The organism is Pseudomonas sp. AM4(2022) (genome assembly GCF_036346515.1).
In the GTDB taxonomy this organism is placed as follows: Bacteria; Pseudomonadota; Gammaproteobacteria; order Pseudomonadales; family Pseudomonadaceae; genus Aquipseudomonas; species Aquipseudomonas paracarnis.
In genome coordinates this window covers 1-12,910 of the sequence record NZ_JAOTNW010000015.1, presented here as the reverse complement: position 1 = coordinate 12,910, position 12,910 = coordinate 1, and the positions used below count along the sequence as shown (strand labels likewise).

At 61.0% G+C, this 12,910-nt stretch carries 12 protein-coding genes; 9 read left to right on the top strand and 3 right to left on the bottom strand.

Features of this window, described 5'->3' with window-relative positions; translation table 11 throughout:
* Window positions 1-65 precede the first annotated feature (65 nt).
* The 4 genes from ODQ19_RS19745 to ODQ19_RS19730 all read left to right on the top strand — a co-directional run bounded on the left by ODQ19_RS19745 (window position 66) and on the right by ODQ19_RS19730 (window position 4,373).
* Complete coding sequence (locus ODQ19_RS19745; protein ID WP_330211006.1) at window positions 66-2,015, top strand: DNA topoisomerase III; 1,950 nt, start codon at window positions 66-68, stop codon at window positions 2,013-2,015.
* Between the two features lie 129 nt (window positions 2,016-2,144).
* On the top strand, window positions 2,145-2,585 hold the full coding sequence (locus ODQ19_RS19740; RefSeq protein WP_003190337.1) for a CBS domain-containing protein: 441 nt from the start codon (window positions 2,145-2,147) through the stop codon (window positions 2,583-2,585).
* A gap of 8 nt (window positions 2,586-2,593) precedes the next feature.
* Window positions 2,594-3,439, top strand: a complete 846-nt coding sequence (locus ODQ19_RS19735; protein WP_330211005.1) for an NAD-dependent protein deacetylase — start codon at window positions 2,594-2,596, stop codon at window positions 3,437-3,439.
* 604 nt (window positions 3,440-4,043) lie between these two features.
* Window positions 4,044-4,373, top strand: a complete 330-nt coding sequence (locus ODQ19_RS19730) for a hypothetical protein (RefSeq protein WP_003190335.1) — start codon at window positions 4,044-4,046, stop codon at window positions 4,371-4,373.
* Between the two features lie 58 nt (window positions 4,374-4,431).
* On the opposite strand, the gene ODQ19_RS19725 is transcribed toward ODQ19_RS19730, so the two are convergent.
* A complete protein-coding gene (locus ODQ19_RS19725; protein WP_116667361.1) occupies window positions 4,432-5,334 on the bottom strand; it encodes a LysR family transcriptional regulator in 903 nt (300 codons plus the stop codon).
* A 133-nt stretch (window positions 5,335-5,467) separates the two neighbouring features.
* On the opposite strand from ODQ19_RS19725, the gene ODQ19_RS19720 reads away from it, so the two are divergent.
* From ODQ19_RS19720 to ODQ19_RS19710, 3 genes are read left to right on the top strand one after another with little or no spacing between them, the layout of a single operon-like run.
* Window positions 5,468-6,166: a CoA transferase subunit A gene (locus tag ODQ19_RS19720; protein ID WP_003190329.1), complete on the top strand. Its 699-nt coding sequence runs from the start codon at window positions 5,468-5,470 to the stop codon at window positions 6,164-6,166.
* 31 nt (window positions 6,167-6,197) lie between these two features.
* Entirely contained in the window at window positions 6,198-6,857 is a 660-nt protein-coding gene (locus ODQ19_RS19715) for a CoA transferase subunit B (protein WP_005786928.1), read from the top strand.
* 11 nt (window positions 6,858-6,868) lie between these two features.
* A complete protein-coding gene (locus ODQ19_RS19710) occupies window positions 6,869-8,050 on the top strand; it encodes an acetyl-CoA C-acetyltransferase (protein WP_003190325.1) in 1,182 nt (393 codons plus the stop codon).
* 150 nt (window positions 8,051-8,200) lie between these two features.
* Here ODQ19_RS19710 and ODQ19_RS19705 read toward each other — a convergent pair whose 3' ends face one another.
* Window positions 8,201-8,623: a PaaI family thioesterase gene (locus tag ODQ19_RS19705; protein ID WP_282392212.1), complete on the bottom strand. Its 423-nt coding sequence runs from the start codon at window positions 8,621-8,623 to the stop codon at window positions 8,201-8,203.
* 156 nt (window positions 8,624-8,779) lie between these two features.
* On the opposite strand from ODQ19_RS19705, the gene ODQ19_RS19700 reads away from it, so the two are divergent.
* Window positions 8,780-9,574 (top strand): DUF4349 domain-containing protein, encoded by a 795-nt coding sequence (locus ODQ19_RS19700; RefSeq protein WP_330211004.1) that lies wholly within the window; start codon window positions 8,780-8,782, stop codon window positions 9,572-9,574.
* Here the strand turns inward: ODQ19_RS19700 and ODQ19_RS19695 are convergent, their stop codons facing one another.
* Window positions 9,575-10,660 carry a DUF1615 domain-containing protein gene (locus ODQ19_RS19695; RefSeq protein ID WP_116667357.1) on the bottom strand — a complete coding sequence of 362 codons (1,086 nt, stop codon included), beginning with the start codon at window positions 10,658-10,660 and terminating at the stop codon, window positions 9,575-9,577.
* Window positions 10,661-10,933: 273 nt separating this feature from the next.
* Between ODQ19_RS19695 and ODQ19_RS19690 the strand changes: the two genes are divergently transcribed.
* The coding region (locus ODQ19_RS19690) for a DUF6531 domain-containing protein (RefSeq protein ID WP_330211003.1) at window positions 10,934-12,910 on the top strand (1,977 nt) is incomplete at its 3' end.

Genomic DNA, 12,910 nt, shown 5'->3' with positions numbered 1-12,910 from the left:
ATGGTTGCTCAAACCCCTTCAAGTAAGCATCCTGCAAGGCATCAACCCGATCTGATGTGATGACCATGCGGCTGTACCTCTGTGAAAAACCCTCCCAGGCCAAGGATATCGCGGCCGTGCTCGGTGCCAGCCGCCGCGGCGATGGGTGCTGGCTGGGTAATGGCATCACGGTCACCTGGTGCATCGGCCACCTGCTGGAAACCGCCCCGCCCGATGCCTACGACGCTAAATATAAACGCTGGGTACTGGCCGACCTGCCGATCGTCCCGGAAAAGTGGAAGATGCTGGTCAAGCCCAAGACCGCCAGCCAATACAAGACCGTCAAGCGCTTGCTGGGCGAAGCCCAGGAACTGGTGATTGCCACCGACGCCGACCGTGAAGGCGAGATGATCGCCCGTGAACTGGTGGAACACTGCCGCTACCGCGGGCCGATCCAGCGGCTGTGGTTGTCGGCGCTCGACGACGCCTCCATTCGCAAGGCCCTGGCGGCGCTCAAACCCGGTGCAGAAACCTTCAGCCTGTATCACTCGGCCCTGGGGCGCTCGCGTGCCGACTGGCTGATCGGCATGAACATGAGCCGCCTGTTTACCCTGCTGGGGCGCCAATCCGGTTACCAAGGCGTACTACCGGTAGGCCGAGTACAAACCCCGACCCTGCGCCTGGTGGTGGACCGTGATCGCAGCATCGCCGACTTCGTGCCGATGGCCTATTGGGCCATTGATGTCGACCTGCGCCACGAGCACATGACCTTCACCGCCCAATGGCGCGCCCCTGAGGATGTCTGTGACGACCAGGGCCGCTGCCTCAACCCGCAACTGGCGAGGGACGCCGCCGACGCCATGCTCAACGCCGCCACGGCGCGGCTGGTGAAGCTGCGTACCGAACGCATGCGCGAGGTGGCGCCCCTGCCCTTCGACCTCGGCACCTTGCAGGAGATCTGTTCGAAGAAGCTCGGCCTGGGCGCCCAGGAAACCCTGGACATCGCCCAATCCCTCTACGAAACCCATAAGGCCATCACCTACCCGCGCAGCGATTGCGGCTACCTGCCGTTGAGCCAGCACAGTGAAGCGCCGAAGATTCTTGCGGCGCTGGGCCGTGCAGACACGGCGGTGAACGAGCTGATGTCGCACATCGACCCCCAGCGCCGTTCGCGGGCCTGGAACGACGCCAAGGTCAGCGCCCACCACGGCATCATCCCCACCGGAGCCGGCAAGGAGATCAGCCAACTGACCGGCAAGCACCGTGCGGTCTATACGCTGATTCGTGCGCGCTACCTGGCGCAGTTCCTGCCCAACCATGAGTACGACCGCACCCAGGCCGATTTCGACTGTGCCGGCCAGGCGTTGCGCGCAGTGGGCAAAGTGGTCATCGAACCGGGCTGGAAACGCGCCTTGCCCGAAGCGCTGGCCCCCGCCAAAGGTCGCGAAGCCCCAGCGCCCCAAGCGTTGCCGACGCTGGTGCAGGGCCACGACTACGCCGTGGCCAAGGTCAACCTCAAGGACCTGTGGACCCAGCCGCCCAAGCCCTTTACCGAGGGCGACCTGATCAAGGCAATGAAAAACGTCGCCAAGCTGGTGGAGGACCCGTTGCTCAAGCAAAAACTCAAGGACACCACTGGCATCGGCACCGAGGCCACCCGCGCCGGGATCATCCAGGGCTTGCTGGACCGCGGCTACCTGGTAAAAAACGGCAAGGCCCTGTCGGCAACCCCGGCCGCGTTCAGCCTGATTGACGCGGTGCCCCGCGCCATCGCCGACCCCGGCACCACCGCCATCTGGGAACAGGCACTAGACATGGTGCAAAGCGGCGAAATGAGCCTGGAAGAATTCGTCGCCAAGCAAGCGGCGTGGATGAGCAAGCAGGTGGCACGCTGTAACGGCATGCGCATGACCATCACTGGCCCCGCCAGCCCCGCTGGCCGAGGTGCAACGCCGTGGAAAAAGAAACGCAAGGCCGCCCCGCGCAACGCCGGCGCCAGCCCCAAACGAGGGAAAAAGCCGGCAAATGCGGGATAAATACCGAAAAAAACCGGCACATGACGTTTTTCGACAGGTTTAACGCCGCATTGGCCCTTGCTCCGGCGAGTTCGGTCTAGGATTCTGTAGGGGATCTGGACTACCAACAACAACACCGGAGTGGCCGCCATGAAGACCGTTGCACAACTGCTGAAAGCCAAGGACCAGAAAAACCAGGACGTCCACACGATCAAATGGGACCACACCGTGTTTGAAGCACTGGTGCGGATGTCCGAGAAAAACGTCGGTGCCTTGCCAGTGGTCAAGGATGACGTTGTGGTCGGCATCATCAGTGAACGGGATTACGCACGCAAGATCATGCTCAAGGGCCTCTCGTCGGTCACCACCAAGGTCCATGAGGTGATGAGTTCGCCGGTGATCACGGTGGATACTCACAAGAGTGTCGAGGAATGCATGAACATCATGACCGACAGTCACCTGCGCCACCTGCCCGTGGTCGAAGACGGCAAACTGCTGGGCCTGCTGTCCATCGGTGACCTAGTCAAGGAAGCGATTGCCGAACAAGCGGCCTTGATCCAGCAGCTGGAACAGTACATCCGCGGCGAATAGGGGAACCCATGCTCGACACGCTGGACCATCAGGAAGACCACCTCGACACCCTGCACCGGGCCATGACCGGCCGGCGTTTCCTGGTGCTGACCGGCGCAGGGATCAGTACATCTTCGGGTATCCCGGATTACCGGGACGGTGAAGGTGTACGCCGGGGCAAGCCACCGATGATGTACCAGGAATTCCTCGCCACCCCCGAGGCGCGGCGCCGTTACTGGGCGCGGGCGATGCTGGGTTGGCCACGGGTGCGCATTGCCCAGCCGAACAAGGCCCACCTGGCGCTCGCGACACTGCAACAACGAGGGCGCATCAGTGGGTTGATTACGCAGAACGTCGACACCCTGCATGACCAGGCCGGCAGCCGGGACGTGATCGAGCTGCATGGCAGCTTGCATCGGGTGCTGTGCCTGGATTGCCAATTGCGTAGCGAGCGCGACGTGATCCAGCGGCAGATGGAGGTCGATAACCCGCACATGGCACAGGTTCATGCGGTGCAAGCGCCAGATGGCGATACCTTGCTCGATCCGGTGTTTGAACAGCGCTTCCAGGTACCCCACTGTCCACATTGCAACGGCGAAAGGCTGAAACCGGATGTGGTGTTCTTTGGCGAGAACGTCGCACCGGCGACGGCGCTCAAGGCGATGACGGCGGTAGAACATGCCGAAGGACTGTTAGTGGTGGGGTCGTCACTGATGGCCTATTCGGCGTTTCGCCTGTGCAAGGCGATGGTCGATCAGGGTAAGCCGGTGATTGCCATCAACCTGGGCAAGACTCGGGGTGATGAGCTGTTGCAGGTGAAGATCCAGGCGTCCTGCGAGCAGTTGTTGCCGTTGTTGGCTGCTCAACTCGGATAGAACAGCGATACAGATCAACTGTGGGAGCGGGCTTGCTCGCGAATGCGCAGTATCAGCCAATACATAGTTGTCTGCCCCACCGCTTTCGCGAGCAAGCCCGCTCCCACATGGATCCTGCAGCGAATTGACCACCGTAGCTGTGCGACCCACCGCACAGAAAATGACGCCCAAGTCACGTTTTCCCGCATTCCCCCGTCCCCGCGGCAATTTATGTAGTGCGCAAAAATAATCACTACATAATCGTTGACGTAACCTTTTTGTCCTTGCATGATCTAGACGTCTCTCGGATCGAGAGCGTTGGTAACAAGCGTTTTGAACAGGCTCGTCTGACCGCCGAGCTGTTTTTCCGGATGTGCACTGCCCACAAGGCAGATTGATGAAGCTGACCAGTCCAGAAGGGGACAGGTACAAGGCGCTCAAACGCGGTTTGTCTTCGTGATCAGAGCATTGCGTAGCAGCCCATCAGCAAGACTACATGCATCAGCTTCAAGACCCTGCCCGTATTCGGCAGCCCGTCGCTGACGCCCGGTTTTAGTGACCGGAGACAACTTACTGGTATTAACGAATCAATTGATAGATCGCCAACTGGTCAAGGGGCTTACACATGAATCTGAACAACCAACCCACTATCGATGAATTGGCTGAGATGTTCGCAGCGCAGAAAGACACACTCGACGACCATATCCTGTGGATTGGCAAATCCGGCGAAGTGCAAATTGACTGCCTGGCGCCCCATACCGAAGAAGCCGAGTTTGACCGTAACAACCGTGAGCTGGCGGCACGCCTGAAGATGTACCGCCGTGGCCAGGGTTATGTCGGCAAGAAGGCCGCCGCTGATCGCAACTTTATCGAGCAAGTGTTCGACACACTTAACAATGCCTGGGCGTCTTTCAAAGACAGCTCGCAAGTTAAAGTGATCGACCGTTACTACTAAGTAGTACTCAATCAATGTGGGCGTTGGCTTGCCAGCTCCCACATTTGTATTTACCGGTTTAGAAAGTTGGAAACCTGCCCTTCCCCGCTTCATCTCGAAAGATATCAAACAACACCTGCGCCGCCGCTGACAGCTCATGCCCCGGTTTAGTCAGCACCCCAATCGGCCGCTCGATCACCGGGCCGGTCAAGGTAATGCAATGGGCTCCCGCCTCCTCCATCTGCCTGGCGCATAACGCTGGCACCGCGCTAACCCCCAAACCGCTGGCAACCATCTTGCCCACCGTCGCCAATTGATGGCTTTCCAAGGCAACGGGCAATTTCATCTGCAAGGCACCAAGGTGTTCTTCCAGCATCACTCGCACGGTGGAAGGCCGCTGCAAGGTAATGAACGGCTGTTCAAGCAAGGCTTTCCAGTCGATTTCAGCGCGCTGTGCCAAAGGTGAGTCTCCCGGTACCACGGCGATAAAACGGTCCAGGTACAACGGGGTAAATGCCAATGACGAGCCCTCAGACGGCTCGAACGCCACCCCCAGCTCCACCTGACGGTCGCGCACCATCTCCAGCACTTGCTCATTGATCAGGTCATGTACTGTCACGTTCACCTGGGGGTAACGTGCGCGGAATATCTTCAGGATGGGCGGCAGCAGGTTGCCAGCAAACGATGGCATCGCTGCCACCGTGACACGCCCCCGTTGCAAGGTAAAACGCTGGCGCAGTTCGTCCTCGGCGTTGTCCCAGTCGGCAATCAACCGGCGGGCCAGGGGCAACAGGGACTCTCCTTCAGGGGTCAGCGCGACGTTACGGGTATTACGGCTGAACAGGCGCCCGCCCAAGCCTTCTTCCAGGCCCTTGATGGTCAAGCTCAACGCCGACTGGGAGAGGTGCAAACGCTCGCAGGCAGCGGCAAAACTCAGACTCTGCGCAACAGCGAGAAAGGCACGCATCTGTTTAACGGTCATGACGCAGCTCCGGACGACGATTGAACTATGCTGTTTTCTAAATCAATCAACCTTAAAAAACAACTTAACAAATCAATCCGCTGGCGCAACACTCAACTCACTGGCTGAACCACAAACAATAAAAGAGGTGCATATGGCAGGTTTCGATAAACGCGTGGCGTCCTATGAAGAAGCGCTGGCAGGCCTGGAAGACGGCATGACCGTGCTCTCCGGTGGTTTTGGCCTGTGTGGCATTCCGGAAAACCTCATTGCCGAAATCAAGCGCAAAGGCACCCGCGACCTGACGGTGGTTTCCAACAATTGTGGTGTCGATGGCTTCGGCCTGGGCGTGCTGCTGGAACAGAAGCAGATCAGCAAAGTGATCGCTTCCTACGTGGGTGAAAACGCGCTGTTTGAGAAGCAACTGCTCAGCGGCGAGATTGAGGTGGTGCTTACCCCTCAAGGCACCCTGGCAGAAAAAATGCGCGCAGGCGGCGCCGGCATCCCGGCCTTCTTCACCGCCACCGGCGTCGGCACCCCCGTTGCCGAAGGCAAGGAAACCCGCGAATTCAAGGGCCGCCCGTATCTGATGGAAGAATCCATCACCGGCGACTTTGCCATCGTCAAAGGCTGGAAAGCCGACCACTTCGGTAACGTCATCTACCGTCACACCGCCCAGAACTTCAACCCGCTGGCCGCCACCGCCGGCAAGATCACCGTGGTCGAAGTCGAGGAAATCGTCGAACCGGGCGAGCTGGACCCGGCGCAGATCCACACCCCTGGCATCTACGTCGACCGGATCATCTGCGGCACCTTCGAAAAGCGCATTGAACAGCGCACCGTCCGCAAATAATCCCCGTCCAGAACAATAAGAGGAAACAATCATGGCGCTTACCCGCGAACAAATGGCTCAACGCGTTGCCCGCGAGATGCAGGACGGTTACTACGTGAACCTCGGTATCGGCATTCCGACCCTGGTGGCCAACTACATCCCCGACGGCATGGAAGTGATGCTGCAATCGGAAAACGGCCTGCTTGGCATGGGCCCGTTCCCGACCGAAGAAACCATCGACGCCGACATGATCAACGCCGGCAAGCAAACCGTCACCGCGCGCATCGGTGCCTCGATCTTCTCCTCCGCCGAGTCGTTCGCGATGATTCGCGGTGGGCATGTCGACCTCACCGTACTGGGCGCATTCGAAGTGGACGTACAGGGCAACATCGCTTCGTGGATGATTCCCGGCAAGCTAGTCAAGGGCATGGGCGGTGCCATGGACCTGGTGGCCGGCGCGGAAAACATCATTGTGATCATGACGCACGCATCCAAGGACGGTGAGTCCAAGTTGCTCAGCCAATGCAGCCTGCCGCTGACCGGTGCCAACTGCATCAAGCGTGTGCTCACGGACCTGGCGTACCTGGAAATCGAAAATGGCGCTTTTGTCCTCAAGGAACGCGCACCTGGCGTCAGCGTTGAAGAGATTGTGAGCAAGACCGCCGGTAAACTGATCGTCCCGGACCACGTTCCAGAAATGCACTTCCAGTGAGGACAGATTCCATGCAAGACGTCGTGATTGTTGCTGCCACCCGCACCGCCGTGGGCAGCTTCCAAGGTTCGCTGGCGAACATTCCGGCCCCGGAACTGGGCGCCGCCGTCATCCGTCGCCTGCTGGAGCAGACCGGCCTGGACCCGGCGCAAGTGGATGAAGTGATCCTCGGCCAGGTACTCACCGCAGGCAGCGGCCAGAACCCGGCGCGCCAGGCTTCGATCCTTGCCGGCCTGCCCCACGCCGTGCCGAGCCTGACCCTGAACAAGGTCTGCGGTTCGGGCCTCAAGGCTTTGCATCTGGGCGCCCAGGCCATTCGTTGCGGCGACGCCGAGGTGATCATTGCCGGTGGCATGGAGAACATGAGCCTGGCCCCGTACGTATTGCCTGCCGCACGCACCGGGTTGCGCATGGGGCACGCGAAGATGATCGACAGCATGATCACCGACGGCCTGTGGGATGCGTTCAACGATTACCACATGGGCATCACCGCCGAGAACCTGGTGGACAAGTACGGCATCAGCCGCGAAGCCCAGGACGCCTTCGCCGCCGCCTCCCAGCAGAAAGCTGCCGCCGCTATCGAAGCCGGGCGCTTTGCCGATGAGATCACACCGATCCTGATTCCCCAGCGCAAAGGCGACCCAGTGGCCTTTGCGGTGGACGAACAACCCCGCGCCGGCACCACCGCCGAATCCCTGGCCAAGCTCAAGCCTGCGTTCAAGAAAGACGGCAGCGTCACCGCCGGCAACGCCTCGAGCCTCAACGACGGCGCCGCCGCAGTGCTGCTGATGAGCGCCGACAAAGCCAAGGCTCTCGGCCTGCCCGTACTGGCGCGTATCGCCAGCTACGCCAACGCGGGCGTCGACCCGGCCATCATGGGCATCGGCCCGGTCTCGGCCACCCGCCGCTGCCTGGACAAGGCCGGTTGGCAGTTGGCTGACCTGGACCTGATCGAAGCCAACGAAGCCTTCGCCGCACAATCCCTGGCAGTGGGCAAAGAGCTGGAGTGGGACGCGCAGAAGGTCAACGTCAACGGCGGCGCCATCGCCATCGGCCACCCGATCGGTGCTTCAGGCTGCCGCGTACTGGTGACCCTGCTGCACGAAATGATCAAGCGCGATGCCAAGAAAGGCTTGGCAACGCTGTGCATCGGCGGCGGCCAAGGTGTCGCCCTGGCGCTCGAACGCAACTGAATCGGATCGCTATTGTGGCGAGGGAGCTTGCTCCCGTTGGGCTGCGTAGCAGCCCCATGCCAATAAGAGCAACACAGAAAAGGCCCGGCTCCACGAAAAGCCAGGCCTTTTCTTTTATCGATACCCCTGAATGAACTCCCACATTTGATCTCATTGCCTGTCAGCTTGCGGCACCGCGAACACCGCGCTCGCCCGCAGCACCACGCGCTCCTCCACCTGCAAACTCAACGTGGCGAACGCCATCTGCCGTCCGCGCTTGTGGCTTTCCAAACGCACCACCATCCACTCCCCTACCTGCACGGCGCCCAAGTAATCCAAGGTCATGCTGGCGGTAATCAACGGCAACGGCGGCTCACTGGAAAACGCCATGGCGTACCCCATGCCGATATCCGCCAGCGTAGCCAAGACCCCGCCGTGCACCGTGCCGCGCCCATTGGCGTGACGATGATCGGCGCGCAGGCCAACTTCCAATTGCAAACCTTCGCCACGGCAATACGCCGGGCCGAGCAGTTCCAGCAACGGGCTGCTGCGCGGCAATGGGACAAAGCCTTGGGGAACAGTCTGAGCGTTCATGGCGGAGCTTCCCTGGTGTGAGGCTTGAGGTGTACGCCAGCCCCGACCCGGCAGCCACCACCATCAGCCGGACAAATCCCGGGCAATGCTTTGCGTTAATGGGCCAGACCCGCTTTAATCTCGGCCAATTTCTCCTGCACATTTCAAGGAAACGCCATGCGCCACCTGGACGGCAACTCCCACCCGCTTCGCGCGCCGCTGTTGATCTTGCTGGCCGGCCTGGCCTTGGCCGGTTGTTCCCCCAAGGACCACTCTCGCGCCACCGTCATCAATGGCGAACAGGGCAAGGCCGGGGCGCAACTGGCCTATGAGCATGACTTGACCCTGGCCCTGCCCGGCGCTCTGCTCGCGCCGCGTATGCAGGCCACTCGTGAGGCGTGTGAAACGGCGCGCTTTGGTGCCTGCAATATCTTGGGCATTACCGAAGACGGCCAAGGTGGCCAGATCATCCTGCGGATCGCGCCCACGGGTGTGGAGCCGATGGTCGCCCTGGCGGCCGAAGGCGGTATGCTCGGCCAGCGCATCACCACTGCCGAAGACCTGGCCGATGCCGTGGCGGATGTGCGCCGTCGCCAGGACCGCCTGCAAGCCCAGCAGCAACGCCTCGATGAACTGGCCAAGCGCAAGGACATCACCGTCAGCGACCTGATCGTCCTGAGCAAAGAGCAAGCCGGCATTGAAAACGAGCTGCAGGAACTCGCTCAGGTTGCCGCCGGCCAGCAACGTCGCCTTGACACCAACCGCGTGACCTTGAACTTCCGCTCCTCCGACGGCGCCAACCAGGTGTCAAGGTTCACCCGGATGTTCAGCAACCTGGGAGACAACCTGGTGAACGGCACCGCAGACGCCCTGGAACGTGCCAGCTATGTGCTGCCCTTCGTGATCCTGGCGTTCCCGGTGGTGTGGTTGTGGGTGGGCTTGTGGCGCCGGTTCGTCAAGCGCCGCAGTTGATCAGCGCTTCATGCAGCGCTGGTAGCGCTCGTCCACGCGCTTGGCAAACCAGGCCGTGGTCAGGTTGCGGGTGATCTTCGGGCTCTTGAGCACAATGCCCGGCAGGATCGCCCGTGGCAACGGCTTGCCGGCCGCTTGGTCAGCCAAGGCGAAGACGCGCTTGTACAAAGTGGTGTCCTCGAAATCCAACTGCTCGCCCTGCTCCAGCTGGCTGCGGATGCTCGGGTTGCGCATGTCCAGCTTCGCCCCCAGTGAACGCACCGCCAGCTCGGTGGTGCCGGGCAACAATGAGCCATAGCGGATCAAATCCCCATCCAGCGCCAGCTCTTTGCCTGAAGCACGGCTGACTGCGGCCTGGAACGCAGCATTGCGGCTGGCGTACCAACCGGCGTTGAAATCGGCAAAGCGGTACAGCGGCTGGTCGTAGCTCACCGGGTAGCCGAGCAAGTGGGCGATGCCGAAGTACATGCCGCCGCGACGGGTGAACACTTCGCGGCGAATCGTACCGTCCACCGTGTAGGGATAACCCCGCGCCTGTTTCTGCGCAAAGTCGATACTGACCTGCATGGGGCCTGCGGTGTGTACCGGGTTGAACCCGCCAAACAGGGTATTGCCCAGGGGCACCATGCTGATGAAGTCATCGAAGATCGCGCTCAAGTCCTTCTCCGTGCGTGCGGCATTCAAGCGGTCGGCGTAGGTTTTGCCGGTGGGCGAACGCAATTGCAGGGCGCTGCGCACCACGAACGCGGGCACATGCACCTTGCCGGCGCGGCGCAGGATTTCGTCCTGGGCGATCTTGCCCATGCCCGGCACAGGCGGGTCGACCTGATAGGTGGACTCCTGCTCGGTCACCGCCAGCACGGCGCAGATGTTTTCGGTGCTGGGGTAGATTTTCTGGGTGTCGAAGGCGGTGTAGATGTCCTGGGCCCAACCGTTGCGGTCCGACACCTTGGCCGGCAGCAGGCGCACGATCTGCGCCTTCACCTCGGCCTCACTGCGTTCGGGCTGCTGCGGGCCACGGGAGGTGGAGCAACCGGCCAGCACCAGCAAAGGCATGAGGCAAAAGAGCAGACGACTTGGATACATGAGGCTTCCTTGGTTAACGACAGACCGGGCAGTGCAGATATCGACAGGTAAGTCTAACCGGGGTTCGTCGGTGAGCCGAAGCGGATGCCTGGCCTTAGCTGAAACATCCCACATAACTGCCGGATAAGCTCTACTCCCCTCCTCTTTCAACCGCTGCAAAGTCCCTCGCCTGATCAAACAGTGCGAGGGATTGCAGATGGTTGTTTTCGTTACGCCCCCGGTTGATGGGGTTGGCGCTTGAACCCGGTCATTGGCAGGCTGGCCCTAACCCCAATGAACGTGAAAGCGGTCGACGTCGAAGGCGTCTTCCGTGACTTTCGCGATTGCCTGAACACCTTTGACGATTGGGCCGATAGCTTCTGGAGCTTCTCGGCGCTGGAGCTTGAGCAGGTGTTCAAGGTCGGCGACGAGGTAGCGCTCGTTGCCCCGATCAATCGCTCCCTGTTTCCCAGTAGCACCGTCGCCACCTGCCAGGCCACGGGTACCTTGACCCTGGTGCATATGTTCCAGAGCACGAGGTTCGTGCCCATCGGCAACACGCCGGTGGTGGTGCAACGCGTTGATCCAAACGGCGGTCCGCTGGGCGAGCCCCTCCATAAGACCATCGGCCCGAGTGGCATCCTCGAAGTCACCGAGTGTGATCGCAACCAGCAATACCGGGTGAGTTTCTACCCCAACGTTTCCCAGGATCACCTCAAAGCACTGTATGCGTCCTACCAGTCGGTGATCGCCGCACTGGAAGCCCGGCTGCGCAAAGAATGGACCGACACCTTCCAAGACCAGTGGAAAAATTACACAGACGCCCGCCCGTTTGAGCGGCGCCGCTTGCTGGAAGCGGCTTTTGCCAGTGGGTTGGGCAAGGCGCTTTACAGCCTGTGGGACAACATTGGTGAGCTGTCGGCGCTGCTGGCAGACCTCAAGCCCAACAGCGAAAAACTGCTGCAATACCTTTCGCAGACTGAGCTCGACGAACTGCTGACCCTGGGCAGTGATGCGATAGCCCAAGGTTTGCTGGTGCTCAGTGATGAGCCGCTGTTGTTTATCTATCTATCGGCGCTGGTCAGCTGGATGCGCATGCTCCCGCCGCCGGATATGGCTGAACTGTGGGGCGAAATTACCGGTGAGGTCCTGATCAATCTGCTGCTGATTCGCGTCTTGGGTGCGATGGGCGTAGTGGTGCGATTGGGGGCTGGTGTGCTCAGTCACGTCAAATCCGGGCGCGCACGAGCGTTGTTGGAATTGCTGGCCAAGCAAGTAGTGGGGCCGGGGTTGGGGCCGCATGTCGAGGTCGCCAAGCCGGTGTTACTGAGCAGTGCCGCGACACCGGTCAAGGCAGTGCCGGCGGTGCCGTTGAAGGCAGGCGACACGCTGGTTTCGAACCCGGTGCCGATGGTGCGCGGCAAGACCCAGCGCACCACGTTGGTCCGCCAGGAATCGGTGGATGATGCGCCTGCCGTGGCGTCGAATCCGAAGGGGGATGCGGCGGCTTCTACGGATAAAACCGTTACCCACGGCTGCCCGGTGTCGATGGTCACCGGGGAGGAATTGCTCACCCTCACCGACGGCGCGCTGGACGGGATTTTGCCGTTTGAGTGGACACGGCTGTATCGCACCAGTGCGGTGGAAGTGGATTGCGGGTTGGGGTTTGGCTGGAGTCATGCGCTGGCGCACAGGCTTTGTGTGTCGGGCGATTCGGTGGTGTGGACCGATCATGAGAACCGCCGTACGCAGTTTCCATTGCCCAGCGACTCTCGACCCGCAATCACCAATAGCCTGGCGGAAGCGGCGATCTACTTGGGCTCGGCTCCTGATGAGTTAGTGCTGGCCCAGGCGTCACGGTTCTATCACTTTCGCGATGGCGTGCTGGTCTCGATCAGCGATGCGTATGACAACCGCCTGCGCCTTTGCCGAGATCGTTCCGGGCGGATCGAGCGGCTGGATAACGGTGCTGGCCGCTCGCTGCTGCTGCGTTATGAGCTGGATCGAATCGTGGCGGTGGACTACCAGGTGCATCGCGCCACAGGGCATGCGCCCTACGTGTGGGAGACCGAGCAGAACCTTGTTTCCTACGCCTATGACGAAGACGGACGACTGGTTTGCGCGACCAATGCCGTCGGTGAAAGCGAGCGTTATCGGTACGACGATCAGCACGTCATTCTTGAGCGGCAGTTGGCCGGTGGGGCGAGTTTCTTCTGGGCGTGGGAACGGTCTGGCAAGGCGGCGCGTTGCGTCCGGCATTGGGCGAGTTTC